This window comes from Streptomyces sp. NPDC020965 (assembly GCF_044333555.1).
Classification (GTDB): Bacteria; Actinomycetota; Actinomycetes; order Streptomycetales; family Streptomycetaceae; genus Streptomyces.
The window spans coordinates 405,264-431,488 of sequence record NZ_JBIRRE010000004.1 but is presented as its reverse complement, the minus strand read 5'-3'; the positions used below and the strand labels follow the sequence as shown (position 1 = coordinate 431,488).

22 protein-coding genes and 1 pseudogene are annotated in these 26,225 nt (G+C 71.7%); 14 read left to right on the top strand and 9 right to left on the bottom strand.

Annotation, left to right across the window (positions count from 1 at the left end):
• Positions 1-915, top strand: coding sequence for a class I SAM-dependent methyltransferase (locus tag ACH4S7_RS15675; protein WP_398521703.1), 915 nt, complete (start codon positions 1-3; stop codon positions 913-915).
• Between the two features lie 13 nt (positions 916-928).
• Here ACH4S7_RS15675 and ACH4S7_RS15670 read toward each other — a convergent pair whose 3' ends face one another.
• The 3 genes from ACH4S7_RS15670 to ACH4S7_RS15660 all read right to left on the bottom strand — a co-directional run bounded on the left by ACH4S7_RS15670 (position 929) and on the right by ACH4S7_RS15660 (position 3,021).
• A complete protein-coding gene (locus ACH4S7_RS15670; protein WP_398521702.1) occupies positions 929-1,384 on the bottom strand; it encodes an RICIN domain-containing protein in 456 nt (151 codons plus the stop codon).
• A gap of 180 nt (positions 1,385-1,564) precedes the next feature.
• Complete coding sequence (locus ACH4S7_RS15665) at positions 1,565-1,990, bottom strand: hypothetical protein (protein WP_398521701.1); 426 nt, start codon at positions 1,988-1,990, stop codon at positions 1,565-1,567.
• 203 nt (positions 1,991-2,193) lie between these two features.
• A complete protein-coding gene (locus tag ACH4S7_RS15660) occupies positions 2,194-3,021 on the bottom strand; it encodes an aldo/keto reductase (protein ID WP_398521700.1) in 828 nt (275 codons plus the stop codon).
• 488 nt (positions 3,022-3,509) lie between these two features.
• On the opposite strand from ACH4S7_RS15660, the gene ACH4S7_RS15655 reads away from it, so the two are divergent.
• Entirely contained in the window at positions 3,510-4,613 is a 1,104-nt protein-coding gene (locus ACH4S7_RS15655) for a PQQ-dependent sugar dehydrogenase (RefSeq protein WP_398521699.1), read from the top strand.
• 47 nt (positions 4,614-4,660) lie between these two features.
• On the opposite strand, the gene ACH4S7_RS15650 is transcribed toward ACH4S7_RS15655, so the two are convergent.
• The 4 genes and pseudogenes from ACH4S7_RS15650 to ACH4S7_RS15635 all read right to left on the bottom strand — a co-directional run.
• Positions 4,661-5,431, bottom strand: a complete 771-nt coding sequence (locus ACH4S7_RS15650) for an ABC transporter ATP-binding protein (RefSeq protein WP_398521698.1) — start codon at positions 5,429-5,431, stop codon at positions 4,661-4,663.
• Positions 5,428-8,466 (bottom strand): ATP-binding cassette domain-containing protein, encoded by a 3,039-nt coding sequence (locus ACH4S7_RS15645; RefSeq protein ID WP_398521697.1) that lies wholly within the window; start codon positions 8,464-8,466, stop codon positions 5,428-5,430. Before ACH4S7_RS15645 ends, ACH4S7_RS15650 begins: the two co-directional genes overlap by 4 nt.
• Positions 8,467-8,484: 18 nt before the next feature.
• Entirely contained in the window at positions 8,485-9,204 is a 720-nt protein-coding gene (locus ACH4S7_RS15640; RefSeq protein ID WP_398521696.1) for an ABC transporter substrate-binding protein, read from the bottom strand.
• Between the two features lie 137 nt (positions 9,205-9,341).
• Positions 9,342-9,584 (bottom strand): annotated as a pseudogene (locus ACH4S7_RS15635) (ABC transporter substrate-binding protein); the annotation flags it as partial.
• Between ACH4S7_RS15635 and ACH4S7_RS15630 the strand changes: the two are divergent.
• Positions 9,559-9,795 (top strand): hypothetical protein, encoded by a 237-nt coding sequence (locus ACH4S7_RS15630; RefSeq protein WP_398521900.1) that lies wholly within the window; start codon positions 9,559-9,561, stop codon positions 9,793-9,795. The pseudogene ACH4S7_RS15635 and the gene ACH4S7_RS15630 overlap by 26 nt on opposite strands.
• A 39-nt stretch (positions 9,796-9,834) precedes the next feature.
• Here ACH4S7_RS15630 and ACH4S7_RS15625 read toward each other — a convergent pair whose 3' ends face one another.
• Complete coding sequence (locus ACH4S7_RS15625; RefSeq protein WP_398521695.1) at positions 9,835-11,649, bottom strand: AMP-dependent synthetase/ligase; 1,815 nt, start codon at positions 11,647-11,649, stop codon at positions 9,835-9,837.
• Positions 11,650-12,129: 480 nt separating this feature from the next.
• Here ACH4S7_RS15625 and ACH4S7_RS15620 point away from each other — a divergent pair, with 480 nt between their 5' ends.
• The 5 genes from ACH4S7_RS15620 (at position 12,130) to ACH4S7_RS15600 (ending at position 16,961) form a co-directional block, all read left to right on the top strand.
• Entirely contained in the window at positions 12,130-13,173 is a 1,044-nt protein-coding gene (locus ACH4S7_RS15620) for a bile acid:sodium symporter family protein (RefSeq protein WP_398521694.1), read from the top strand.
• Positions 13,170-13,565: a (2Fe-2S) ferredoxin domain-containing protein gene (locus ACH4S7_RS15615; protein WP_398521693.1), complete on the top strand. Its 396-nt coding sequence runs from the start codon at positions 13,170-13,172 to the stop codon at positions 13,563-13,565. The genes ACH4S7_RS15620 and ACH4S7_RS15615 overlap by 4 nt, the downstream gene beginning before the upstream one ends.
• Positions 13,566-13,653: 88 nt before the next feature.
• A complete protein-coding gene (locus ACH4S7_RS15610; RefSeq protein ID WP_398521692.1) occupies positions 13,654-14,268 on the top strand; it encodes an RNA polymerase sigma factor in 615 nt (204 codons plus the stop codon).
• Positions 14,265-15,221: a CU044_5270 family protein gene (locus ACH4S7_RS15605; protein ID WP_398521691.1), complete on the top strand. Its 957-nt coding sequence runs from the start codon at positions 14,265-14,267 to the stop codon at positions 15,219-15,221. Before ACH4S7_RS15610 ends, ACH4S7_RS15605 begins: the two co-directional genes overlap by 4 nt.
• A 360-nt stretch (positions 15,222-15,581) precedes the next feature.
• Positions 15,582-16,961, top strand: a complete 1,380-nt coding sequence (locus ACH4S7_RS15600) for an SMI1/KNR4 family protein (protein WP_398521690.1) — start codon at positions 15,582-15,584, stop codon at positions 16,959-16,961.
• 275 nt (positions 16,962-17,236) lie between these two features.
• Here ACH4S7_RS15600 and fdhD read toward each other — a convergent pair whose 3' ends face one another.
• Positions 17,237-18,076, bottom strand: a complete 840-nt coding sequence (gene fdhD / locus ACH4S7_RS15595; RefSeq protein WP_398521689.1) for a formate dehydrogenase accessory sulfurtransferase FdhD — start codon at positions 18,074-18,076, stop codon at positions 17,237-17,239.
• Between the two features lie 324 nt (positions 18,077-18,400).
• Here fdhD and ACH4S7_RS15590 point away from each other — a divergent pair, with 324 nt between their 5' ends.
• The 6 genes from ACH4S7_RS15590 (at position 18,401) to ACH4S7_RS15565 (ending at position 26,143) form a co-directional block, all read left to right on the top strand.
• Complete coding sequence (locus tag ACH4S7_RS15590; RefSeq protein WP_398521688.1) at positions 18,401-19,348, top strand: beta-ketoacyl-ACP synthase III; 948 nt, start codon at positions 18,401-18,403, stop codon at positions 19,346-19,348.
• 169 nt (positions 19,349-19,517) lie between these two features.
• The gene (gene proS, locus ACH4S7_RS15585) at positions 19,518-20,933 is read left to right on the top strand and encodes a proline--tRNA ligase (protein WP_398521687.1); all 1,416 of its coding nucleotides are present in this window, start codon (positions 19,518-19,520) and stop codon (positions 20,931-20,933) included.
• 98 nt (positions 20,934-21,031) lie between these two features.
• Positions 21,032-21,553, top strand: a complete 522-nt coding sequence (locus ACH4S7_RS15580; RefSeq protein ID WP_398521686.1) for an NUDIX domain-containing protein — start codon at positions 21,032-21,034, stop codon at positions 21,551-21,553.
• Positions 21,554-21,881: 328 nt separating this feature from the next.
• Positions 21,882-23,063 carry an ROK family protein gene (locus tag ACH4S7_RS15575; protein ID WP_398521685.1) on the top strand — a complete coding sequence of 394 codons (1,182 nt, stop codon included), beginning with the start codon at positions 21,882-21,884 and terminating at the stop codon, positions 23,061-23,063.
• A 519-nt stretch (positions 23,064-23,582) separates the two neighbouring features.
• A complete protein-coding gene (locus tag ACH4S7_RS15570; protein ID WP_398521684.1) occupies positions 23,583-25,106 on the top strand; it encodes a sugar ABC transporter ATP-binding protein in 1,524 nt (507 codons plus the stop codon).
• Positions 25,103-26,143 carry an ABC transporter permease gene (locus ACH4S7_RS15565; protein ID WP_398521683.1) on the top strand — a complete coding sequence of 347 codons (1,041 nt, stop codon included), beginning with the start codon at positions 25,103-25,105 and terminating at the stop codon, positions 26,141-26,143. Before ACH4S7_RS15570 ends, ACH4S7_RS15565 begins: the two co-directional genes overlap by 4 nt.
• Positions 26,144-26,225: the final 82 nt, after the last annotated feature.

Genomic DNA, 26,225 nt, shown 5'->3' with positions numbered 1-26,225 from the left:
ATGAGCCATCGCCACGACAAGCACGGTCACCACCACGAGAAGCACGGTCACCACCACGGCGGCCACGAAGTCGACTGGGACGAGATGGCGCCCCTTCTGGAGCGCGGCGCCGAGATCGAGAGCCCGCTGTACCGCCAGGCCGCGGCCTGGCTCGGTGAGCTGACACCCCCGGCCGGGGTGCGCCGGATCCTGGATGTCGGCAGTGGCCCGGGGGTGCTGACCGTCCTCCTCGCCGAGGCGTTCCCGCACGCCGAAGTGGTCGCCGTGGACGCCACCGAACCACTCCTGGAGCGGGCCCGGAAGCGCGCCGCGCGGGCTGGTATCGCCGACCGCTTCTCGACCCGGCACGCCGAACTCCCCGGTGGACTCGACGGGCTGGGCGAGGCGGATCTGATCTGGGCGGGGAACGCGATCCACCACATCGCCGATCAGCGGGCCGTCCTCGGTGAACTGGGCGGGCTGCTGGCTCCCGGCGGGGTCCTCGCGGTGGTGGAGGGCGGGCTGCCCACCCGTCGGCTGCCGCGTGACATCGGGATGGGGCGGCCGGGCCTGGAGGCACGGCTGGACGCCGCCCACAGCGCCTGGTTCCAGCGGATGCGCTCCGAACTGCCCGGCGCGCGGCATGAGACCGAGGACTGGCGGGCCCTGCTCGCCGCCGCCGATCTCACCCCGAGCGGCACCCGGACCTTCCTGCTCGACATCCCCGCCCCGGTCCCGGCCGAGGTGCGCGACCATCTCGCCCAGGGCTTCGCACGGGCCCGCGACGCCATGGAGGGGCTGGTGGAGGACGACGACCTCGCCGTGCTGCGCCGGCTGACGGACCCGGAGGACCCGGCGGGACTGGCCCACCGCGACGACACGTACCTCCTCGCCGCGCGCACGGTGCACACCGCCCGCCGCTCGGACAGGACCTGACCGCGTGCGGTGATCAGTCGCAGGGTTCGAGCCGCCACTGCTGGGCGGGTGTGTCCGTGTCCTCCCACTGGCGCACCCGCGCCCCCTCCTCGGTGCTGCCGTCGGCGACCTCCAGCAGCAGCCCGCTGATGAAACTGACGACGGCGACCGTGCCCGGCGCGTCCAGATGCCGTTCGATGATCCACTCCTGGGCGCCGAAGTTGTTGGCGCGCCACTGCTGGATCGCGGCACCGTTCTCGGTGGCCGCGTTCGCGACGTCGAGGCGCTTGCCGCTGGCCACGTTCACGAAGTGGTAGAGCCCGCTGCCGTTCGGCACGGGGTCGATCTGCCACTGCTGGGCGGGGGTGCCGTTCGCCACGGCCTGTTGGACGACGGCGCCGCTGCCCCTGGCCCCGCCGTACACCTCCAGGACCAGCCCGCTGCCGACATTGCGCACCAGATGGCGGCCCGGTCGAAACGCCCCGCTCATGACCCGTACTCCTCGTTCGGCGCTGTGCTGTTCAACCGGATGATCGTACGAGAGGGAGACACGCCGACGCCCCCCGTCACGGACTTCGGGCCGTGGCGGGGGGCGTCGGTGTGCGAAGGGGGAGTCGTGCGGTGGTGCGGGACCGGGGCGCGGGGGCCGTACGGGTTCGGGCCCGGGGGGTCAGTGCACGGTGACCGTGAACGGCTTGGACACCAGGCCGCCGCCGATGATGCGCAGCGTGTTACGGCCCTTGAGGCCCAGGTAGACCCGCATCTTGTAGGTCGCCTTGCGTGTCGTGTTCATGGAGGCGGGCAGGGTCACCCAGCGCTTGCCACGCTTCTGCTGGAGCGCCACCCGGGTGCCGGGGCGCAGCTCCTTGGCCGACCCGTACACCCGGAACTGCCGCCATGCCTGGATGCCCGCCGCGGTGGATCGCGCGGTGAGCGCGTGCCTCTCGTGCTTCCCGTCGGCGGCTGCCGAGATCGAGGTCTTCTTGGCGTTCGCGGCCGGCTTCGGCTCGATCACGGCCGCGGCCACGCCCATGGATCCGGCGAGCAGGGCGGCGGTGACGATGCCGGTGAGGGTGGTACGGGTGAAGCGCTCCATCGCGCTGCCTCCATGGTGCGGGGGACGTAAGGGGCACCAAAAGTAGGCAGATAAACCGTAAATATGATGATACGGCGCGCAAAGGGCGCGGAGATTAGCACGACCGGCGCAGCCACCCATACGCGGCTGCGCCGGAGTCATCGGGCCGCCCCATGCACCGGGGGAACGTCACCACGGGCGAGGGGCTCCGGTTCGGGAAATGCCTAGCCGAAGGTCGCCGGGTCGAAGCCCAACCGCTTCCCCTCGTCCAGCGCCGTGAACGCCGCCAGGTCGTCGGCGTCCAGCTCGAAGTCGAAGACATCGAGATTCTCCCGGATGCGGGAGGGGGTCACGGACTTGGGGATCACCACATTGCCGAGCTGGAGGTGCCAGCGCAGCACCACCTGGGCCGGGGTCCGCTCGTGCTTCTGGGCCACCGCGACCACCGTCGGGACCTCCAGCAGGCCCTTGCCCGAGCCCAGCGGCGAATATGCCTCGGTCGCGATGGTGTGCCGCGCGTGGGCGGCCCGTGCATCCGCCTGCTGGAGCTGGGGGTGGAGTTCGATCTGATTCACCGCGGGGACGACCGAGGTCTCCTCGATCAGCCGCTCCAGATGCTCCGGCAGGAAGTTCGACACGCCGATCGACCTGGCGCGGCCGTCGGCCAGGATCTTCTCGAACGCCCGGTAGGTGTCCACATAGGCGTCGTTGGCCGGTGCGGGCCAGTGGATGAGGTAGAGATCGACGTAGTCGAGGCCGAGCTTGTCGAGCGAGGCGTCGAAGGCGCGCAGGGTGGTGTCGTACCCCTGCTCGCTGTTCCACAGCTTCGTGGTGATGAAGAGGTCCTCGCGGGGGAGACCGGAGGAGGTGACGGCACGCCCGGTGCCCGTCTCGTTCTGGTAGATCGCCGCGGTGTCGATGCTGCGGTAACCGGCCTCCAGGGCCGTGGCGACCGCACGCGTCGCCTCGTCATCGGGCACCTGCCACACGCCGAAGCCGAGCTGCGGCATCGCGACACCGTTATTGAGGGTGATGGAGGGGACCTTGCTCACGAGGGGTCGATCCTTACGTCGTCGGTTGGATGTGTCATCTCCTTCCTTGGACAACGATCAAGGCGGCGTAGGCATTCCCGCTCATCGAAGGTGGCGGAATGCCGATCCGTCCCCTGGTTCACCTGGTGGAACGCTTCAGGGGGGATCGGAATCCTGTTCCGGATGACTGAACATCAGTCATGGATATGAACAAGCCTCGCGAATTTCGCTGTTCCCGGAAGGGCCACGGTGAGCCGCTCCCAGCCCGCTGGGCCGCTCAGTCCCCGCGCGGCCCCGCAGCCCGCTCAGTCCCCGGGCGGGCTGCGCCCCGATCGCCCTCGGCGGAAGCCATCACCACCCATCCTGCACGGCAACGACGGGAACGCCGCGGCCACTTCGGCCATCTCGACGTGGGGACGGCCGAACCGTTCCCGGTCCGGGAGCCGCCGGTCGTGCCCCTCGGGCCGGGCGGCCCCCGGTCCCAGCAGCGACCCCACGGAGGAACGCAGATGCGCAGTGGCAGGAACACACGGCTCCGGCTCGGCACCGGTGTGGTGGTGGGCGCGGCGGCGCTCGTCGCCGGGCTCGTCCAGCCGGCCGCGGCCGCCGGCCAACAGGAAGCCGTCGCCGCGGGGAAGCCGACCGGAGTGAAGACCGTCTCCACCGGCTGGACCATGCCCTGGGGCACGGACTGGCTGCCCGGCGGAAAGTCGGCACTGGTCACTGAGCGCGACTCGTTCAAGGTCTACAAGGCGACCCCGGCCGGTGCGCGCACCGTCGTCGGCACCGTCCCCTACACGCGCACCACGGACGCCGAGGGCGGGCTGATGGGCGTCGCGGTCGACCCGCGCTACAAAACGAACAAGTACGTGTACTTCATGCACACGTCGACCGACGGCACGCGGATAGCCCGGATGACCTATGACGGCACCTCGCTCACCGGCTACAAGACCCTGGTCCGCGGCATCAAGAAGGCCATCGTCCACAACGGCGGCAGGCTGGCCTTCGGCCCGGACGAATATCTCTACGCGGCCACGGGCGACGCCACCGAAACCTCGCTCTCCCAGGACCGGAAATCCCTCAACGGCAAGATCCTGCGCCTGACGAGGGACGGCAAGCCGGCGCCGGGCAACCCCTTCGGCACCCTCGTCTACAGCCTCGGCCACCGGAACCCGCAGGGCCTGGCCTTCGACACCAAGGGCCGTCTCTGGTCGGCCGAACTGGGGGAGAGCTCCAGGGACGAGCTGAACCTCATCAAGCCGGGCCGGAACTACGGCTGGCCGATCTGTGAGGGCCGGTGCGCCAAGGCCGGGATGACCGACCCGAAGAAGACCTGGAAGGTCTCGGTGGCCTCGCCGAGCGGGATCGCCATCGTGGACAACGCCGTCTACATGGCATCCCTGCGGGGGGAGCGGCTCTGGCGGATACCGATCGACCCGAAGAACGAGAGCGTCGGCGCGGCGACATCCCACTACCGGGGCACCTACGGTCGGCTGCGGACCGTGACCAAGGTGCCCGGGTCGGACCAGCTCTGGCTGTCCACGTCCAACGCCGACGCATGGGGAGGACGTCCGGCTGGCTCGGACCGGATCCTCCGCGTGACCATCGGCTGACGCCCCGCTGACGAGCGGTCCCCCCGGCCCGCGGGGGGACCGCCGTCCTACGCCACGCCCAGATAGGCCGCCACCACCCGCGGGTCCCGCCGGACCTCGTCCGCGGTGCCCTCGGCGAGCACCGAGCCCAGGTCGAGCACGACGACCCGGGTGCACAGCTCCATCACGAACGCCACATTGTGCTCGACGAGCAGGACCGCGCAACCCTCGTCCTCCGCCAGCCGCCGCACGACGGCGGCGAGCCGGGCCCGCTCCCCGGCCGACATACCCGAAGCGGGCTCGTCCAGCAGCAGTACGCGCGGCGGGTCGGCCAGCGCGCGGGCCAACTCCACCATCCGGGCCCGGCCGACCGGCAGGGCCCCGGCGTAGGTGTCGCCGTACGCGTCGAGGCCGCACTCCCGCAGCACCTCAGCCGCCCGCTCACGGCGCGCGTACTCCCGGGAGCGGCGCCCCGGCGCACCGGCGAGATCCGCCACGAGCCCGCCACCACCGCCGCGCCACTCCTGCGCGACCAGCAGATTGTCGGCGACCGTGAGCTGCCCGAACAACTGCTGCCGCTGGAAGGTGCGGCGCACACCGTGGCGGGCGCGCCAGACGGGCGAACGGCGGGTGATGTCCTCGCCGTCGAGCCGCACCAGCCCGTCGTCCGGGCGGCGGATCCCGGAGACCACGTCGAAGAGGGTCGTCTTGCCCGCCCCGTTGGGGCCGATCAGCCCGCAGACCTCACCGGGACTCACCCCGAGACCGACGCCGTCCAGCGCCCGCACACCGCCGAAGCGGACCCCGATGCCGACGGCCTCCAGCACATATCGGCTCATGGGCGGGCCCCTTCCGCGAGGCCGAGGTACGCCTCGGTGAGCCGGTCCGTCTCCACATCGGCGCGCGGACCGCACCAGGAGATCCCGCCCTGCGCGAGGCAGGCGACGGTGTCGGCGATCCCGAGGGCGCCGGTCGCCTTCTCCTCCACCAGGAGCAGCGCGGTGCCGCGCGAGCGGAGTTCGGTGAGGAGGGTGAACACCTCCGCGACGATGCGCGGGGCGAGCCCGAGGGACGGCTCGTCGGCGATCAGGACATCGGGCGGGCGCTCCAGGAGCGGGGCGAGGGCGAGCAGTTGCTGTTCACCGCCGGAGAGGGACCCGGCAACGACGGTACGGCGCCTGGCCAGACCGGGGAAGCGGGTGTAGACGGCGTCCCGGGCGTCGGCCTCGGCGAGTTGCAGGGCGAGGTTCTCCTCGATCGTGAGCGAGGGGAAGATCCCGCGTCCCTCGGGGGCGAGGAGCACACCGTCCCGGGCGCGCCGTACGGGACCGTCCCGGGTGGCGTCCCGCCCGCGGACCCGGAGGGTGCCACGGACGGGGGTGAGGCCCCCGGCGGCGACCCGGCAGACGGTGGACTTTCCGGCGCCGTTGGGTCCGAGGAGGGCGAGGACCTCACCGGGGGCGAGGGCGAGCCGGATCCCGTGCAGTACGGGGGCGGTGCCGTAGCCGGCGTCCACCCCGTCGAACTCCAGCAGGGGTGCCTGGCCGGCCGGTTGGTCCTCCGCGCCTGCCGAGCGGGCCCCGGGGACGGTGGCCCCCGGCTCTGGTGCACCCGCCCGTGAGGCCCGGTCACGTACTCGGTCCCGTACTCGGTCGCGCGCCTGGACCCGGCTCGCCCGTACCGCGGCCTGATCCGGCCCGGGGGTACCGTCGCCTCCCGCCCCCCGTGCCTCTGGTTCTGCTGTCTCGGCGTCGGCCGTCCGTGTGCCCGGGTTGGTGCCCGTCGCCCGTGCCTCGGGTCCTGCTGTCTCGGCGTCGGCCGTCCGTGCGCTCGGGTTGGCGCCCGTCGCCCGTACCTCGGGTTCTGCTGTCTCGGCGTCCGTCGTCCGTATGCTCGGTTCGGCGCCCGTCGCCCGTACCCCCTCCGGGCGGGCAGGTACGGGCGTCGTGGTCGCGGTCCGCGCCGCCGATCGGCGCGCGTGCAGCCGTACGGACACCGCCGCGCAGTACCCGTCCGGATCGTTCGCCAGCGCCAGGCCCGCGAGACCGAACAGGATCACCGGCAGATGCGCCGATTCCGTCACATGGTCCGCCAGCAGATGCGGCACCAGCGCGAAGACCAGGCCCGCCACCACCGCGAACTGGGGGCGCCGCAGCCCCGCGGCGACCACCACCGCCAGCCAGATCAGCCCCGTCATCGCGGTGAAGTCCGTCGCCGTGACCCGGGTGTTGTACGAGGCGTACAGCACCCCGCCGAAGCCCGCGAGCCCCGCCGACAGGGTGAACAGCAGCAGCTTGGTCCGGAGCACCGAGACGCCGCTCGCCTGCGCCGCGGCCGGAGCCGACCGTACCGCCAGCATCGCCCGCCCCGACGGTGAGTTCCGCAGCGCGCTCAACGCCGCGACCACCAGCGTCACCAGGACCAGCAGCGCCACCCCCAGCGCGCGGTCGTCCGTGAGGTCGACCGGGCCGAACACGGCGCGCGGGATCTCCCAGCCGCTGTCACCGTTCCGCAGCCAGCCGATCTGGAAGAGCACCTGGTCCGCGAGGAAGGCGAGCGCCAGGGTGGCGAGCGCCAGCGATCTTCCCCCCAGCCGCAGCGCGGGCAGGGCCACCAGCGCGCCCAGCAGCGCCGCCCCGGCCGTCCCCACCAGGGCCGCCGCCCAGAACGGCCAACCATGGCTCATCAGCACCCCCGCCACCAGGGCGGCGCCGGTCACGAAGGTGGCCTGCGCCAGCGAGACCATCGCGCCGAGCCCGGTGACCACCGTGAAGGAGAGGAAGACGAGGGAGATCGCCAGCCCCTGCGCCAGAATGCCGCTCCAGAACGGTGTGGTGACCGTGTAGAAGGCGGTGGCGAGGAGCGCCGCGCCCACCGCCCACGGCCCCCACCGCCGCCACCAGCCCATCCCCGCCAGGTAGTCGACCGGTGGCGCGTCCGCCGCCGCCGCCACTCCCGCGGTCCGCCGCCGACGGGTCAGGATCAGCAGCCCCGCGAAGAGGATGAGGAACGGGACCGCCGTACGGAAGCCGGTGATCCGGTCCGCGAACGAGGCGTACCCGGCGACCAGGTTCTGGAGCACCCCCAGCGCGAGCCCGCCCGCGAAGGCCAGCGGCACCGAGGCGAACCGGCCCAGCACCGCCGCCGTCGCCGACACGAACAGAAAGAGGGTGTAGTCGTGGGCGGAGAGACCGAGCAGCGGTGTCGCCAGCACTCCCGCGAGACCCGCGAGACCGGACGCCAGCATCCAGGCGATCGAGGAGAGCCGGTCGGCGTCGACGCCGCGCAGTTCCACCAGCCCCCGGTTGTCGACGGCGGCCCGCAGCCGCAGCCCCAGTCGGGTGTGGCGCAGCAGCACCCAGAGCCCCGCCGCGACCGTCGCCGTGACCACCCAGGTGATCAGTTGGTCGGAGTCGACCCCGACCCCGTCCAGCGGCTGCCAGGAGACGGCCGGGCTGGGCCCGACCCCCGGCAGCCCGAACTGGTTCTCGGCCGGTTTCACCGGGGCGCCCCACTCCGCGAGCAGTTCCACCACCCACAGCCCCAGCGCGGGCAGGGCGACCAGCAGCCCGATCGTCGCCACGATCTGCGCGGTCTCGCCCACCCGGGCCAGCTTCCGGAACATCAGCCGGTCCAGCGCCCAGCCGATCCCCGGCGCGACCACCAGGACCAGCAGCAGTGCGGTCGGCACGGCCGGCCAGCCGAAGCCGGAGTGCAGTTCGTAGAAGGCGAGCGCGCACAGATAGGCGGTCGCGCCGTGGGCGAAGTTGAACAGCCCGGACGCGGAGTAGGAGAGCACCAGTCCCGTCGCCAGCAGTGCGTAGAGCGCGCCGGAGACCAGACCGCTCAGGACGAAGCCCAGCAGATCCGCCATGACCGCCGCCTTCCTTGCCTAGGAGAAGGGGATGGGCGGATAGCAGCGGAACGGCGACGACACCCGGTAGGCGCCACCGGTGAGCTGGACGAGTGCCCCGCAGCCGAACGCCTCCCGCTGGCCCTTGGGCAGCGCGCGGTCCCCGACCAGTGTCCCGGTGTCGGAGAATCCGTCGGCGGCCCGCTGGAAGCTCTCCACGGTCAGCTCCCGGCCGGCCCGCTCGGCCACGGCGAGGAAGAGATCCGCCGACATATAGCCGGTCATCATGTGCATGTTGAGCGGCACGTCCTTGCCCGCCGTCCGCCGGATGTCCTCCTTGAACCGCCGCATCGCCGGACTCGTCGACTCGAACGGCTCGAAGGTCAGCAGCACATGCACCCCGTCCAGCGCCTGCCGGGTCGCGGCCTTCGCCAGCAGACCGGGGTCGTAGTCCGTCGGATCGGTGATCACCCCCCGGTAGCCGGCCCGCTTCACCGCCGTGAAGAGCCCGATGTTGTAAGGGGTCTGCATCACCGAGACCACGGCGTCGGGCGCCTTGCCGCCGTCGCTGCGCAGGATGTCCTTCGTATACGCGGACCAGTCGTTCGGCAGTGAGGTGGCGGGCACGCTCGCCTTGGCGTACGCGACGGTGAACCCGGCCGCCGTGAAGCCCTGACGGTAGGTCCGGATGGCGAACGTACCCGCGTCGTTGTCGGTGGCGAGGATGGCGACCGACTTCCCCCGTGCGCCGCCGAGCACCCCGGCCAGACTCTCGGGCCAGCTCTGGGTGATGGCCCCCCCCCGGGCATCGGGACCATACAGCCGCCGAATCCGTAGATGTGCTTCGGTCCGCAGAACTGCGGAACCGTGCCCCAGCCGAAGGTCGGCACCCGCTGCCGCTCCAGGAAGTCCGCGCCGGAGAAGGTCACCGAACTCATCGGGGATACGGCGAACACCTTCTCCCGCTGGACGAGTTTCCGCGCGGCGGCGAGATTGCGCCCCGGTTCCTGGCCGTCGTCCTCGGCGCCGAGATAGTCGATCCGGCGGCCGTGCACCCCGCCCTCGTCGTTGACGCGGTCGTAGCGGGCCCGGGCACCGAGGTCGGTGTCCTTCTTGGAGTACCCACTGGCGGTGGTCATGGAGACGATGCCACCGACCTTGATCGAATCCTTGGTCACTCCCCGTACGGAGGAGGAGTCCTTCCCGCCGGCCTCTCCCGAGGTGGACGCCGAGTTACAGGCCGTGCTGAGCAGCAGCGCCGAGGTCACGGCGGCGATGGCGAGGGTACGGATGGGTCGCGGCACGGTGGATCCCTCCGTCGGGGGTGTCCGAATTCTGTGCCGCACCTGATGGTCCGTCAATAACCATACGGGACTAATTGATGGAGCGTCAGGTGTCGTCGGGGCGCCGGTAGAGCGCGTCCACCTCCGCCGCGTAGGCTTCCTCGATCGCCCGCCGCCGCAGTTTCAGCGACGGTGTGAGCAGCCCCCGCTCCTCGCTGAAGGGTCGCGCCAGAATCCGGAAGGTACGGATCGACTCCGCCTGCGACACCTGCGTATTGGCCGTGATCACCGCGCGGCGGATCTCCGACTCCAGCACCGGGTCCCGCACCAGCTCCGCGGCCGGCAGCGCCGGTTGGTTCCGCATGTTCAGCCAGTGGTCGACGGCGTCCTGGTCAAGGGTGATCAGCGCCGCCACATACGGGCGGTCGTTGCCGACCACGAGGCACTGCGCCACCAGGGAATGCGCCCGCACCCGCTCCTCCAGGACCACCGGCGAGACGCTCTTGCCCCCGGAGGTCACCAACATCTCCTTCTTCCGCCCGGTGAGGGTCAGATAGCCGTCCTCGTCCAGCGCGCCGAGATCGCCGGTCGCCAACCAGCCCTCCCGCAGCACGGCGCCGGTGGCCTTCGGATCGCCGAGATACCCCGCGAAGACATGGGCGCCGTGCAGCCACACCTCCCCGTCCGCCGCGATGTGCACCGTGGTCCCCGGGATCGGCTGGCCGACCGTGCCGAACCGGGGCCGCTCCGGAGGGTTCCCCGTCGCGGTCGCCGTCGACTCGGTCAGCCCGTACCCCTCACAGATGGTGATGCCCGCGCCCCGGTAGAAGAGCCCCAGCCGCCGGTCCATGCCCGAGCCCCCGGACATCGCGTACCGCAGCCGCCCGCCCAACGCCTCTCGGAGCCGCCCGTACACCGCCTTCTCGAAGAACTGGTGCCGCACCCGCAACCCCGCCGACGGTCCGGGACCGACCCCGAACGCCCGGTGCTCCAGGGCCTCCGCGTACCGCACCGCCACCTCGACGGCCTTGTCGAAAGGACCCGCCCGCCCCTCCGACTCCGCCCCGCGCCGCGCCGTCTCGAAGATCTTCTCGAAGACGTGCGGGACAGCCGGCACGAACGTCGGCCGGAACGTCGCCAGATCGGGCAGCAGCACCTCAGCCCGGAGCACCGGCTGATGCCCGAGCTTGACCCGCCGACGGATCGCCGCGACCTCCACCATGCGGCCGAAGACATGCGCGAGCGGCAGGAACAGCAGCGTCGACGGCTCGTCGCCGGGGCGCGAGCGGAAGACCGACCCCCAGCGCGCGGCCACCGTATCGGTCTGGAACATCAGATGCGCGTGGGTGAGGACACACCCCTTGGGGCGGCCGGTGGTCCCCGAGGTGTAGACCACGGTGGCCGTCGAGTCCGGGGTCACCGCGCGCCGGTGCCGCTGCACCACCTCGTCGTCGATATGCGCCCCGGCCGCCACCAACGACTCCACCGCACCGGCGTCCAACTGCCACAGCCGCTTCAGCGACGGCAGTCGGTCGACCACCGAACCGACCGTCATGGCATGGTCCTCGTGCTCCACCACGCACGCGGAGACCTCCGCGTCATGGAGCATCCAGAACACCTGCTCGGCCGAGGAGGTGGGGTAGACGGGCACGGACTGGGCACCGACCGTCCAGATCGCGAAGTCGAAGAGCGTCCACTCGTAGCGCGTACGGCACATCAGCGCCACCCGGTCCCCGAACCGCACACCGTGCGAGAGCAGCCCCTTCGCCAGCGCGAGTACCTCGTCACGGAACTCCGCCGCGCTCACGTCCCGCCACACACCCGCCGCGTCCTTGCGGCCGAGCGCGGCCCGTCGTGGATCCTCCCGGGCGTGGTCGAAGACCGCGTCGGCCAATCCGCCGACCTGAGGCGCAGCGTCCAAGGGGGGGACAGTGAACTCGCGCAAGGGCCTGCTCCTCGTGGTGCTCCGAACGGCGCCGCGACGCTACCCCACCACCCGCACCGGGCGTGGGCACCTTTGCGAACTGTGGACGAATGGCATCACCACAGGTCAGAACCAGAAATCCGGTCACATGCCGATGTCAGGGCCGGAATTCTGACCGCTGAGTAAGGTGGCCGGAAGCAAATCTCCACGGAATCTGTACGGGGCGCACACCAGGGTTTTGGCGGAGCTTTGCGCGCACGTCGTGATCCGCCGCCGCCCGCCCGCAGTACGTCTTGCCGGACGTGGACGTGGACGTGGACGTGGACGTGGACGTGGACGTGGACGTGGACGTGGACGTGGACGTGGACGTGGACGTGGACGTGGACGCAGACGCAGACGCAGACGCAGACGCAGACGCAGACGCAGACACGGATCCGGATCCGGATCCGGATCCGGACCGACCCGAGGAGGGAGCCCATGCGCTGGCTCAGGTTTCCCAGGCCCGCCCGGCCGAGGTTCGACCCGTTCGTCCTCACCCTGCTGGGCACGGTCGCCCTCGCCGTGCTGCTCCCCGCGTCCGCCGGGACCGCCGATGTCCTCGGCGGCGCCTCCACCGGCGCCGTCGCCCTCCTCTTCTTCCTCTACGGCGCCCGGCTCTCCACCCGCGAAGTCGTGGACGGACTCCGGCACTGGCGACTCCACACGACGGTGCTCGCCGCGACCTTCCTCGTCTTCCCCCTGCTCGGCCTCGCCGCGGGAGCGCTCCCACCGCACGTCCTCACACCCGAGCTGTACGGCGGACTGCTCTTCCTCTGCGTCGTCCCGTCCACCCTCCAGTCCTCGATCGCCTTCACCGCCCTCGCCAGGGGCAATGTCTCGGCGGCGATCTGCGCCGGCTCCTTCTCCAGCATCGCCGGCATCCTCCTCACCCCGCTGCTCGCGCTACTCCTCCTCGGCGGCCGGGCCGACTTCTCCCCGGACTCGCTGCTGCGGATCGCGGTCCGGCTGCTGCTGCCGTTCATCGCCGGCCAACTCCTACGGCGGTGGATCGGCGGCTTCCTCGCCCGGCACCGCGCGTTCCTCGCCCGGCACCGCGCGGCCCTCGGCCTCGTCGACCGGGGCTCGATCCTGCTCGTCGTCTACACGGCCTTCAGCCAGGGCATGAACGCGGGCGTCTGGCACCAGGTGACACCGGCCGGGCTGGGGGCGCTCCTCGGCATCGAGACCGTTCTGCTGACGGTGATGCTCAGCCTGACCTGGTACGGATCGCGGCGGCTCGGCTTCGTCCGCGCCGATCGGGTCACGATCCTCTTCGCGGGGTCGAACAAGAGCCTGGCGGCGGGTCTACCGATGGCCGCCGTGCTGTTCGGGCCGGACACGAGCCTCGCCGTGCTGCCCCTGATGCTCTTCCACCAGCTCCAACTGACCGTGTGCGCGGTCATCGCGCGCCGCCGCTCCCGGGATCCCAGCGGAAAAGCCCCTGGGAAGGAGCCCAGCCGTGCTGAGACGATCACCGGGTGACCACGCCCGCCATACGCTTCCCCCGCACCCGCCCCTGCTCCCTCGTCGTCTGCCGCGGCTGCTGCTGCGGTGACGCCCGTAAACACCCCGGCACCGACCACCGGGGCCAACTCGCCCGGCTCCGCCGAGCGGCGGCGACCTCCGGCGGTCAACTGGAGGTGCGGACGAGTGACTGCCTCGGTCCGTGCGGCCAGGCCAACGTGATCGTCGTCCAGCCCTCCACCGAGGGCCGCCGCCGAGGCGCCCGCGCCACCTGGATCGGCTGGGCGCTCGACGACGACGTCCTGGACGACCTCCTCGCCTGGGTGGCGGCCGGCGGCCCCGGCCTCGCCGAACTCCCGGCCACGCTGGCGCTCCAGACCATCGAACCCCCCGGCGACGCGCGCCGATGAGCGCGGCGGCCGTCCGCTCATCGGCCGGAGCCGACGCGTGTGACCCGGGCCACAGGAACCCGTATCGCCGTGCGGACAGATACCGAGTGTGGAAACCAACCAGGAGGAACTGAGGACCCGGCTGCGATCCGGTGACGCCGATGCCTTCGGGACGCTCTTCGACGACTGCGCGCGCTCCGTCTACAACCACGGATTCCGGCTGACGGGAAACTGGTCGACCGCCGAGGACATCGTCTCGCTGACCTTTCTGGAGGCATGGCGGTTACGCGACCGGATCGAGGCGGAGGGCGGTTCCGTACGGCCCTGGCTGCTCGGCCTCGCCACCAATGTGGCCCGGAACACGCGCCGGGCCACCCGACGGCACGCGGCGGCCGTCGCCCGGCTGCCGCGCGCCGAGGCCGAACGGGACTTCGCCGACGAGGTCGCGGGCCGCCTCGACGACGCGTCCCAACTCGCCCTCGTACAGACCGCGCTGTCCCGTCTCCGGCGCTCCGAACGTGAGGTGCTCGCCCTCTGCGTCTGGTCCGGCCTGGGGTACGCGGCAGCCGCCGAGGCACTGGGCGTGCCCGTCGGCACGGTACGGTCCCGGCTCTCCCGGGCCCGTACGAAACTCGCGAACGCGATGGAACCCCCGGCCCGAGCCGGACAGCTGAGAGTGAGCCGCGCTCCCGCGGCCGGGCCCATTGAGGAGGGGAACCGATGAACACACCACCCGAGCTTCCCGCGTCTTCCGAGCTTCCCGAGAGGGATCTCCCACCGGGCCGTCACCGACTGCTCAAGGAGCATCTGATGACCGAGTTCAGGCCGGACGACCGGACCGCCACGGCGCCCGCCCCGCGCGGGCGACGGCTGCGGCGCCTGCTCACCGTCACCGCGGTCGCGGCGGCCACCGCCGCCGTAATCACGGTGGCCCTGCCCACCGGCGACGGCGACCGCGAGCGCGGCTTCGGCGGATCCGCCTCCAGGGAGGCGGTGGCGCTGCTGGAGAACGTGGCACTGGCGGCCGAACACCGGAAGGCGCCGGACGGCATCCGGGACGACCAATTCGTCTACCTGCGGAGCAAGACCGCCCATATGAGGGAGGGAGTGGACGGGAAGGTGCGGATGGAGCCGATCCACCTGCGCGAGGTGTGGCTGTCGGTGGACGGCAGCCGTGCGGGGCTGCTGCGGGAGGACAATGAGAACGGCACCATGAAACTGGACCCGCAGACCGGCGGCAACGACGCCAGCACCACCTACCGGAATCTGCGGACCCTGCCGACGGATCCCGGCAAGATGCTCACCTGGCTGCGCGAACACAGCGACGGCGGCGGGAGCGAGGAACAGCAGACCTTCGTCCTCGTGGGCGACCTGGCGCGGGAGTCGCTGATGCCGCCCGACGTCGCCGCCGCGCTGTTCCGGGCCGCCGCCCGGATCCCCGGGGTCGTCGTCGTCCCGGACGCCGTGGACGCGACCGGTCGGCGCGGTGTCGCCGTCGCGCGTACGGACCAGGGGTCGCGCGCGGAGCTGATCTTCGACAGGAAGACGAACATGTACCTCGGTGAGCGGGTCGTCCAGACGGTGGACGTGCCGGGCAGCACCCGCAAGGGGGGCGTCACCGGCACCACGGCGGTCCTCCAGCGCGCCATCGTCGACAAGGTCGGGCAGCGCCCCTGAGGGTGGGGACCCGCCGCCCGTCGGCGCGGGCCCCGTACCGTCATCGGCCCGCCCCCCCCCAGCCGAGGGGGGCGGGCCGATCCCGAACCCGGGGGTGCGCTCCCTGACCCGGGCGGTGCCGCGTCCGCCTCGCTCGCCTCACCCGGGGCACGGGCGGCACGGGCGGACCGCCCGCCGCTGGGGTGCCGGGCGCCTGCGGGGGCCTGGGTCCTGCTGGGGCGCCCGGTGGGGGTGCCTGCTGGGGGCGCCTGGTGGGGGCGCCTGGTGGGGGCGCTCGCACCGCCCGTGCGCCCTGTCCGCGACAATCACCGTCACGACGCGCCCGCCCGAACGAGCACCGGAACGACCGGAGGCCAACTCTTGCCCTCAATACACGACTTCGCGACCTGGGAGCCCGTGCTACGACTCCTGCGAGCCGGTAACGCGGAGAGCACCACCACCGATTGTCGCGTGGCCGGACGGATCGGCCCGCAGGGCTGGAGCCTGCCCCCGCGGCGACAGCCTCCGACGCCCGACGGAGCCGCCCGGCCCGACAACGCGCGCGACGAACTCGACGCGGTACAGCCGGTGCTGAACGCCCTCGCGGACATCGGCGTCGACGACATCTCGTTCACGGCGGAGATCGCACCGACCGGGAAGACCGTGCTGTACCTGCTCGCCGACAGCCCCGCCGTGGAGCCCGGCATCGGTAATCCGTACCCGGGCTCGCTCATCCTGGTCGATGGCGCCCTCCCCGAGCCCTGGCGCCGCCTCCCCGTCCCGGCGCCCGGCGCGTCACCGGCACCGCCGGTGGATCCGGCGGCACTGGAGCGGACGCTCCGCGAGCGGCTGCCCGACGCCATCGGCGCCACCGATGCGGAGATCGCCGCCGCGGAGGCGCGCCTCGGCATCGCACTGCCCGATGAGCTCAAAGCCGTCTTCCGGGTGGTGCGGGCGCGTTGGGAGGACTGGGGCGACGACTACGACGCGGCGTGCCGTGTCTTCTCGGCGGTCGGCTGCGAGCTGTACTCGCTCGACGAACTGAGCATCGCCGATGTGCCCTCCCGCGCGTGGCCCTGGGAGCTCGCGGCGATGGAGGCGGTCGAGACCCCGCCCGACGCCGCGGTCCAGGGGCTGGTCGGCTCGCCCGGCTGGATCGCCTTCGGCGACAGCGGCGGCGGCGACCGGATCGCGGTCGACCTGACACCGGGCCCGCGGGGACACATCGGACAGATCATCATCCTCAACCATGAGGAGTGCATCGGTGCCGGGCTCGTCGCCGACTCCCTCACGGACCTGGTCGTCAACGGGCACAAGCAAGGGCGCGGCGCCCCTCGAGAGGAGCCGCCGCCGCCCGTGGCCTGGGTGAACATCCACGGCCTGCCGAGCGTCGAAGCCGCCGCCCACGAAGGGCTGGAGGTGCTCAGCATCGGCGTGTGGGAGGGCGAGCCGGTATCGCTCGCCCCCGTCATCGGGCTGCCCCGACTGCGGACCCTCGCCGCCTATCCCGGCACGCTCGCCGACCCGCTGGAGATCGCCGAGCTGACCGGACTGGAGTTCCTGGAGCTGGGGCCGGACGACTGGCGCGTCCTCCTCGACGCCGGAGCCGTCCCGCGCGGCCTATCGGCCGCCGCCATCGAGGCGCACGGCAATCCGTCCACGCTTCCGATCGTGGACCTCGCCAACGAGATCCTCGCCCTCTGGGACCGGCCCCCGATCATCCGCACCCGCTACGAGGGCGACCTCGGACCCGTGGCGTAGTCACGAGCGGGGGGCCGGGGCGGGTCCTCGGCGTAGTCACGAGTGGGGGCGGGGCGGGTTCGTGGCGGCTGACGGGACCGGGCCCGTCCCACCGGCCGCAGCGGACCGGCGGATCCGACCGCTGGCCCACCAGACCGGCGGACCCGACCGCTGGTTGACCCGCCCCGGCCCGTACCACCGACCGCCGGGGGCCTGGCCCTCACCGACCGACGCGGGGAAAGGTCGGCCAGGACCATCCCCGCGGCGGCCGGGCGACCCCACGCGAGGGCACGCCCTCAGGCCCCGCCGCCCAGCACGATCCGCTCCTCGCCCGCGTACACGTTCATGTTCGGGCCGCGCAGGAACCCGATCAGGGTCAGACCGGTCTCGGCCGCCAGATCCACGGCGAGCGAGGACGGCGCCGAGACGGCCGCGAGCACCGGGATACCGGCCATCACGGCCTTCTGGGCCAGTTCGAACGACGCGCGCCCCGAGACGAGCAGAATCGCCCGGGACAGCGGCAGCCCCCCGTCCCGCAGCGCCCGGCCGACCAGCTTGTCCACGGCGTTGTGCCGCCCGACGTCCTCCCGGGCGTCGAGCAGCTCACCCGTCTCGGAGAAGAGCGCCGCCGCATGGAGTCCGCCGGTCCGGTCGAAGACCCGCTGGGCCGCCCGCAGCCGGTCGGGGAGATCCGCGAGCAGAGCCGGATCGAGGCGGAGCCGGGGAGTGTCGCCGATCGGGAAACGCGTGGTCGTCCGTACGGCGTCCAGACTGGCCTTGCCACAGAGGCCGCACGACGACGTGGTGTAGACATGGCGCTCCAGAGTGATGTCCGGCACCTCGACTCCGGGCGCGAGCCGGACGTCCACCACGTTGTACGTGTTCACCCCGTCGGCGGTGGCCCCCGCGCAGTACACGATCGAACGGACGTCGTCCGCCGCGCCGATCACTCCCTCACTGACCAGGAATCCGGCCGCGAGCGCGAAGTCGTCGCCGGGGGTGCGCATGGTGATGGCGAGGGGTCTGCCGTTCAGGCGGATCTCCATCGGCTCCTCGGCCACCAGGGTGTCGGGCCGGGACGAAACGGCACCGTCCCGGATGCGGAGGGTGCGGCGGCGTTCGGTGGCCCGTCCCATGGTGATCGATTCCGCTTCTGTGTATTCAGCCGGTGGCTGTGAGGCGTCGGTTGCGCCCGTCGGATAGTCTCGATGGCAGACGCCGTGGCTTTACGTGACGTTTTGACTGCCTCAGGTCACCAGCTCGCGCGGGTGGCCGGCCACGGCGACGTTATTCTTCCGCTTCCGTGCGGAGGGAAAGCCCCCGGGGGCGCCCCGTTTACTGGGCACCGTTGGGGAAGTGCCAAATTCCGGGGTTGGAATCCTGTGGGATCACCTGCCGTCGTACCGGGTGGTAGCAGCCAAGACTGGGCTATTCCAGTGCCCGCAGGAGGGGATCCCCACATGCTCGGTTCACGTATCGCCGCACTCGGGCACTATCAGCCCGCCGGAGTGCTCACCAACGAGGACCTGGCGGTGCTGGTCGACACCAGCGACGAATGGATCCGCACCCGCGTCGGTATCCGCACCCGGCACCGCGCGGCGGACGACGAGCCGGTGGACGAGCTGGCCGCGCACGCCGGGGCGAAGGCGCTGGCCGCCGCCGGGCTCACCCCCGAGGACATCGGGCTCGTGCTCGTCGCCACCTCCACCGCGATCGACCGCTCGCCGAACACGGCCGCCCGGGTCGCCGCCCGGCTCGGCATGACGTCGCCCGCCGTGATGGACCTGAACGTCGTCTGCGCCGGGTTCACCCACGCCCTCGCCACCGCCGACCATGCCGTACGGGCCGGCTCTGCCGACCGGGTGCTGGTCATCGGCGCGGACAAAATGACCGCCGTGACCGACTGGAGCGACCGCACCACCTGTGTCCTCACCGGTGATGGCGCCGGCGCCGCCGTCGTCGAGGCGACCCGGGAGGGCGAGGAGCCGGGCATCGGCCCGGTGCTGTGGGGTTCGGTTCCCTCCATGGGCCACGCCGTACGGATCGAGGGCACCCCGCCCCGCTTCGCCCAGGAGGGCCAGGCCGTCTACCGCTGGGCCACCACCCAACTGCCGCCGATCGCCCGCAAGGTCTGCGAACGCGGCGGGGTGCTGCCGGAGGAACTGGCCGCTGTCGTCCTGCACCAGGCCAATCTGCGGATCATCGAACCCGTCGCCCAGAAGATCGGCGCCGTGAACGCCGTCATCGCCCGCGATGTCGTCGACTCGGGCAACACCTCGGCCGCCTCCATCCCGCTGGCCCTCGCCAAGCTGGTCGAGCGCGGCGAGATCTCCTCCGGCGACCCGGTGCTGCTGTTCGGCTTCGGCGGCAACCTCTCGTACGCCGGCCAGATCATCCGCTGCCCCTGAAGCGTGTCGCCGAAGGCTGTGCGGCGCGGGCCGGACCGTCGCCCCGCGCCCACTCCGCGGGGCGCGGAACCTCCGCCATGATCTCGTCGTTCGCCCTCGTCGTGGCGGTCCCGGAGGCGACGGGGCGGTGATTCGCCCGGGGTCCGCCCCGAGCCGTACCATCCGCCCCATGGCTAAAGCACCCGTGCTCACACCCAGGGCGGACGACTTCCCGCGCTGGTACCAGGATCTGATCACCAAGGCCGAACTGGCCGACAACGGTCCGGTGCGCGGCACCATGGTCATCCGACCGTACGGATACGGGCTGTGGGAGCGGATCCAGTCCGAACTGGACACCCGCATCAAGGAAACGGGTACGGAGAACGCGTACTTCCCGCTGCTGATCCCGCAGTCGTACCTCACCAAGGAGGCCGACCACGTCGAGGGCTTCGCGCCCGAGCTGGCGGTCGTCACCCACGGCGGCGGCAAGGAGCTGGAGGAGCCCGCGGTCGTCCGTCCCACCTCCGAGATGATCGTCAACGACTACTTCTCGAAGTGGGTGCAGAGCTACCGGGACCTGCCCCTGCTGATCAACCAGTGGGCGAACGTGGTCCGCTGGGAGCTGCGCCCCCGGCTCTTCCTCCGGACGAGCGAGTTCCTGTGGCAGGAGGGCCACACCGCGCACGCCACCTACGAGGACGCGCGCGAGTTCGCCTCCCACATCCACCGCGAGGTCTACGAGGACTTCATGGTGAACGTCCTCGCCATGGACGTCGTCCCCGGGCGCAAGACCGTCAAGGAGCGCTTTGCCGGGGCCGTCAACACGCTCACGCTCGAGGGCATGATGGGCGATGGCAAGGCCCTGCAGATGGCCACCAGCCACGAGCTGGGACAGAACTTCGCCAAGGCATTCAACACCCGTTACCTGTCGAAGGAAGGCAAGCAGGAACTGGTCTGGCAGACCTCCTGGGGCTCGACCACCCGCATGATCGGCGCCCTGGTGATGATGCACGGCGACGACAACGGGCTCCGGGTGCCGCCGCGCCTGGCGCAGATCCAGGCCGTTGTGCTGGCGATCAAGGGGGATGAGGCGGTGCTGGCCAAGGTCCGTGAGGTCGGCGACCGGCTGAAGGCGGCCGGCGTCCGGGTCCGGGTGGACGACCGCACGGACATCCCCTTCGGGCGCCGCGCCGTCGACTGGGAGCTGAAGGGCGTGCCCGTCCGCATCGAGATCGGCCCCCGCGATCTGGCGAACGGCACCGCGATGCTGGCCCGCCGGATCCCCGGCGGGAAGGAGCCGGTGGCGCTCGACACGCTCGCGGACGCGCTCCCCGGGATCCTCGAAGAGGACCAGGCCCTGTTGCTGAGGCAGTCCCGCGAGCGCCGGGAATCCCGGACCACGGACGTCTCGACGATCGAGGAGGCCATCGAGGCCGCCACCGCGGGCAACTGGGCGCGCATCCCGTGGGCGACGCTCGGCGAGGCGGGTGAGACCAGGCTCGCGGACCACGCGGTGACCGTACGGTGCCTGATCGCCGCGGACGGGTCGGTGCCCGAATCCGACGACCAGCCGGGCAATATCGCCGTCGTGGCGCGCGCCTACTGAAGGCTCCCCTCCCCGGCGCCCGGTGCCGACGAGCCCCCGGCCCGAGGCGCCGGCCCTGCCGTATCGTCGTCGGCCTGGACGGGAACGAACGGGGTGTCATGGTGGCTGTGCGGAGTGCGGGACTGCTGCTGTTCCGTGAGCGGGCCGACGACGGCGACGGCGGCGATGGCAGCACCGGTGGCGCTGGTGGCGCTGGTTTCGAAGTGCTGATCGCTCATATGGGAGGGCCGTTCTGGCAGGACCGGGACGCCGCCGCGTGGTCGGTGCCGAAGGGGCAGTACACCTCGGAGGAGGAGCCCGCGGCGGCGGCCCGGCGGGAGTTCGAGGAGGAGTTGGGGCTCGCCCCGCCGCCGGGGGAGTGGCTGCCGCTCGGGGAGGCGCGCCAGCCCAACGGCAAGATCGTCACCATCTGGGCGCTGGCGGGCGACCTCGACACCTCCCTGGTGGTGCCCGGCACCTTCACCACGGAGTGGCCGCCGCACTCCGGGCTGACGCGGGAGTTCCCGGAGGTCGACCGGGCTGAGTGGTTCACACCGGAGGAGGCGCGGCACCGACTCGTGGCGGGGCAGCGCGTCTTCCTCGACCGGTTGGCTGAGCTGCTGGCGGCGGAGGGGCGCTGAGGGCGCCTCGGGTGGTCGGGCGAGACACGGAGGGCGCCTCGGTTGGTGGGACACCGGGGGCGCCTCGGGTGGTCGGGCGGACGCTGAGGGCGCCTCGGTTCGTCGGGCGCCGAGGGAAGCACCGTTCACCGGAGGCCGATTCGCTCGGTGCGTCAGCCGATCGCACCCATCTTTGTCCCGAGTGTGGAAAAAGTTGTGCCGGAACTCTGCGCAAGTTCTTCCCACTCGGGGAAAGCGCTGCTACGTTCCCCTCGAAAGCCTGATCAGTGAGAGCCGAACGGGTTCCCCAACGCCGAAGGCCAGGGGAGGGGAGGGGCAGTTGAGACGCATGACCGCACGACCCGCCAACGCGCACCAGGCGCGTCTACTGAGGCTGTTGCGCGACGGAGGGCCCAGCTCCCGCGCCCAGCTCGGCGATCTGGTCGATCTCTCCCGGTCCAAACTCGCCGTGGAGGTCGACCGACTGCTGGAGACGGGTCTGGTCGTCGCCGACGGCCTCGCCGCCTCCCGCGGTGGCCGCCGCTCGCACAACATCCGCCTCGCACCCGCGCTGCGCTTCCTCGGCATCGACATCGGCGCCACCTCCATCGATGTCGCCGTCACCAACGCGGAACTGGAAGTGCTCGGGCACCTCAACCACCCCATGGACGTACGGGAGGGACCGGTCGCGATCTTCGAGCAGGCGCTGTCGATGGCGACCAAGCTCAAGGCCACCGGGCTCGCCGAGGGGTTCGATGGCGCGGGCATCGGCGTGCCGGGGCCGGTCCGCTTCCCCGAAGGCGTCCCGGTCGCTCCGCCGATCATGCCGGGCTGGGACGGCTTCCCCGTCCGCGAGGCCCTGAGCCAGGACCTCGGCTGTCCCGTCATGGTCGACAACGACGTGAATCTGATGGCGGTGGGGGAGCAGCACGCCGGCGTCGCACGATCCGTCGCCGACTTCCTCTGCATCAAGATCGGTACGGGAATCGGCTGCGGCATCGTCGTCGGCGGTGAGGTCTACCGGGGTACGACGGGCAGCGCGGGCGATATCGGACACATCCAGGTCGACCCCTACGGCCGCGCCTGCGCCTGCGGCAACAAGGGCTGTCTGGAGGCCCACTTCAGCGGCGCGGCGCTCGCCCGGGACGCCGAGGACGCGGCCCGCGCCGGCCGGTCACCCGAGCTGGCCGAACGCCTCGTCGCGGCCGGGCGGCTCACCGCCGTCGATGTCGCCGCGGCTGCGGCGGCGGGCGACACCACCTCGCTCGAACTCATCCGTGAGGGCGGCGACCGGGTGGGTCAGGTCATCGCCGGACTCGTCAGCTTCTTCAACCCGGGACTGGTGGTGATAGGCGGCGGGGTGACCGGCCTCGGACACACTCTGCTGGCGAGCGTACGGACCCAGGTCTACCGCCGTTCGCTGCCACTGGCGACCGGCAACCTGCCCATCGTGCTGGGGGAGTTGGGAGCGGTGGCCGGGGTCATCGGCGCGGCCCGGCTCATCAGCGACCACCTGTTCTCACCCGCCTGATGGGCCGACGACGCCCACCCGCTCCGACCGGCACCACCCGCCCCGTGACGCCACGCCCCGGCACCGCCGGGGGGACCGCCCATCCCGTAACCCCACCCGAACCGCCACCCGTCCCGTAACGCCACCCGTCCCGTAACGCCACCTTCCTGGGACCAGCACCGGTCCCGCCCCGCCATCGGCCCACACCCTGCGGCGCCGGGCACCCCCGCCGGAACAGCCCGTTTCGCCCGAGACCTGCACAGCCCGTAGACCCGCACTGCTCGCAGCACCCGCACGGCCTGTACAGCTCGCATCAGCCGCATCAGCCGCATCAGCCGCTCGCCGGTATCACCGGCGATTCCGCGGCCGTCCCCGGGCGCCACCACGGCACCGACCGGGGGCGCTGACGGCGCCCCTCGCGTCCCAGGGCGCCCCCGCTCACCATGAGCACCTCACCCACACCTCACGAGTGCCCCCGCACGCACCACCGCGTACTCGAACGACTCCGCTCACCGGCCGCACCTGCCGAGGGGATTTGTCATGGCACCAGAACCACCCCTGCTCACCATGTCCGGCATCACCAAGTCCTTCCCCGGCGTCCGCGCGCTCGACGGCGTGGACCTCCAGGTCCAGGCCGGCGAAGTGCACTGCCTCCTCGGGCAGAACGGCGCGGGCAAGTCCACCCTGATCAAAGTGCTCGCCGGCGCCCACCAGCCGGACGGCGGCACCATCACCTGGCGTGCCGATGAGGTCAGCCTCAGCTCGCCCATCGCCGCCATGCGGCTCGGTATCGCCACCATCTACCAGGAACTCGACCTGGTCGAAGGGCTCTCCGTCGCCGAGAACGTCTATCTCGGCCACGAACCCACCACCGCGGGATTCGTCGTCCGGGGTGCCGAGGAGAAGGCCGCCACCGCCACCCTCCTCCAACGCCTCGGCCACCCCGAGGTTGACCCCGGCCGGCTCGTCGGCGACCTCTCCGCGGCCCAGCGGCAGATCGTCTCCATGGCCCGCGCCCTCTCCCACGACGTACGGCTGATCGTGATGGACGAGCCGTCCGCGGCCCTCGACCCCGACGAGGTCGCCAACCTCTTCCGCATCGTCGGCGATCTCACCGCGGCCGGCGTCGCCGTCGTCTACATCTCCCACCGCCTGGAGGAGATCCGCCGCATCGGCGACCGGGTCACCGTCCTCAAGGACGGCCGGGCCGTCGCCGTCGGACTCCCCGCCAGGACCACCCCGACCAGCGAGGTCGTCGCCCTGATGACCGGACGGAACGTCGAGTACGTCTTCCCCGAGCGCCCGGCCCCCGGCAGCGGCGCCGGACTGCCACCCGTCCTCAGGGTCGAAGGGCTCACCCGGAAGGGCGAGTTCGCCCCGGTCGACCTGGAACTGCGCCCCGGGGAGATCGTCGGCCTCGCCGGACTCGTCGGCTCCGGCCGCTCCGAGATCCTGGAGACCATCTACGGCGCCCGGAAGCCCACCGCCGGACGCGTCCTGGTCGACGGCGCGCCCCTGCGCCCCGGCAGTGTGCGCTCCGCCGTGCGCGCCGGCATCGGCCTCGCCCCCGAGGAGCGCAAGGCCCAGGGCCTGCTGCTGACCGAGACCGTCACCCGCAATGTGTCGATCTCCTCCCTCTCCCGCTTCTCCCGCGCCGGCTGGCTCGACCGCGGCGCCGAACGGGCCGCCGCCCAGCGGGCCACCCGGGAACTCTCCCTGCGGCCCGACAACCCCGACGCCCGGATCCGTACGCTCTCCGGCGGCAACCAGCAGAAGGCCGTCCTCGCCCGCTGGCTGCTGCGCGGCTGCAAGGTACTCCTCCTGGACGAACCCACCCGGGGCGTCGACGTCGGAGCGCGCGCGGAGCTGTACGCGGTGATCCGCGGGCTCGCCGACGAGGGCCTGGCCGTCCTGCTCGTATCCAGCGAGGTCCCCGAAGTCCTGGGCCTCGCCGACCGGGTGCTGGTGCTGCGCGAGGGCAGCGTCGTGCACACGGCCGACGCCCGTGAACTCGATGAGCACCGTGTACTCGACCTCGTGATGGAAGGGAGCCCGTCGGCATGACACAGCCAGCCACTCCGGCGCAGCAGTCCACGCCGATCACCCTGGAGAAGGAGGGGCCGCCGGAGCGCGGGGGCCGGCGCATCCCGTTCGGACTCCGCGCCGATGTCCGCAATCTCTCGCTGCTCGGGGTGCTCGTCGCCCTGATCGTCGTCGGCGGTCTCACCAAGCCCGACGAGTTCCTCGCGACGAGCAATCTCCAACTCGTCCTCACGCAGGCGTCCATCATCGGTGTCGTCACCGTCGGCATGACGTTCGTGATCACCAGCGGTGGCATCGATCTGTCGGTCGGCGCGATCGTGGCGCTGGCCTCGGTCTGGGCCACCACCCTTGCCACCCAGGAGTACGGCTTCGCCGGCATCCTGTTCACGGCGGTGATGGTGGGCCTGGGCTGCGGGCTGGTCAACGGGATGCTCATCGCGTACGGCGGGATGGTGCCCTTCATCGCCACCATCGCCATGCTCGCGTCCGCCCGGGGCCTGGCCCTCCAGATCACCGACGGCAAGACGCAGATCGTCACCGTGGACTCGGTGCTCGACCTCGGCGTCAAGGACGCCTACATCCTCGGCATCCCGCCGCTGGTGCTGGTGTTCGCCGCCGTCGTGGTGGCCGGCTGGCTGCTGCTGAACCGTACGACGTTCGGGCGGCGCACCTTCGCCGTCGGCGGCAATGCGGAGGCCGCCCGCCTCGCCGGTATCGACGTCCGTCGCCAGCGGCTCTATCTCTATCTGCTCTCCGGACTCTGCTGCGGTATCGCCGCCTTCATGCTGATCGTGCTGGCCGGCTCCGGCCAGAACACCAACGGCAATCTGTACGAACTCGACGCCATCGCCGCCGCGATCATCGGCGGCACCCTGCTCAGCGGCGGCCGGGGCACCATCGTCGGCTCCGTCCTCGGCGTTCTGATCTTCACCACGATCACCAACATCTTCGCCCTCAACAACCTGGAGAGTGCGGTCCAGCAGATCGCCAAGGGCGCGATCATCGTGGCCGCCGTGCTGGTGCAGCACCGGACCCTCAGGGGCAGCGGCGAAGGCTGACCCCCGGCACCCGTCTCCTTCCCTCCCGTTCCCCCCTGCCACCCGCTGATTCACCACCCTCACCCCACCCACCCGGAAGGGT

Excerpts from the sequence above, each read along its gene's own strand:
- ACH4S7_RS15570 (WP_398521684.1), top strand. The coding sequence starts at position 23,583 with ATGGCACCAGAACCACCCCTGCTCACCATGTCCGGCATCACCAAGTCC.
- ACH4S7_RS15590 (WP_398521688.1), top strand. The coding sequence starts at position 18,401 with ATGCTCGGTTCACGTATCGCCGCACTCGGGCACTATCAGCCCGCCGGA.
- ACH4S7_RS15565 (WP_398521683.1), top strand. The coding sequence starts at position 25,103 with ATGACACAGCCAGCCACTCCGGCGCAGCAGTCCACGCCGATCACCCTG.
- fdhD (WP_398521689.1), bottom strand. The coding sequence starts at position 18,076 with ATGGGACGGGCCACCGAACGCCGCCGCACCCTCCGCATCCGGGACGGT.
- ACH4S7_RS15645 (WP_398521697.1), bottom strand. The coding sequence starts at position 8,466 with ATGGCGGATCTGCTGGGCTTCGTCCTGAGCGGTCTGGTCTCCGGCGCG.
- ACH4S7_RS15575 (WP_398521685.1), top strand. The coding sequence starts at position 21,882 with ATGACCGCACGACCCGCCAACGCGCACCAGGCGCGTCTACTGAGGCTG.
- ACH4S7_RS15620 (WP_398521694.1), top strand. The coding sequence starts at position 12,130 with ATGCGCTGGCTCAGGTTTCCCAGGCCCGCCCGGCCGAGGTTCGACCCG.
- ACH4S7_RS15665 (WP_398521701.1), bottom strand. The coding sequence starts at position 1,990 with ATGGAGCGCTTCACCCGTACCACCCTCACCGGCATCGTCACCGCCGCC.
- ACH4S7_RS15670 (WP_398521702.1), bottom strand. The coding sequence starts at position 1,384 with ATGAGCGGGGCGTTTCGACCGGGCCGCCATCTGGTGCGCAATGTCGGC.
- proS (WP_398521687.1), top strand. The coding sequence starts at position 19,518 with ATGGCTAAAGCACCCGTGCTCACACCCAGGGCGGACGACTTCCCGCGC.
- ACH4S7_RS15580 (WP_398521686.1), top strand. The coding sequence starts at position 21,032 with ATGGTGGCTGTGCGGAGTGCGGGACTGCTGCTGTTCCGTGAGCGGGCC.
- ACH4S7_RS15675 (WP_398521703.1), top strand. The coding sequence starts at position 1 with ATGAGCCATCGCCACGACAAGCACGGTCACCACCACGAGAAGCACGGT.
- ACH4S7_RS15605 (WP_398521691.1), top strand. The coding sequence starts at position 14,265 with ATGAACACACCACCCGAGCTTCCCGCGTCTTCCGAGCTTCCCGAGAGG.
- ACH4S7_RS15650 (WP_398521698.1), bottom strand. The coding sequence starts at position 5,431 with ATGAGCCGATATGTGCTGGAGGCCGTCGGCATCGGGGTCCGCTTCGGC.
- ACH4S7_RS15655 (WP_398521699.1), top strand. The coding sequence starts at position 3,510 with ATGCGCAGTGGCAGGAACACACGGCTCCGGCTCGGCACCGGTGTGGTG.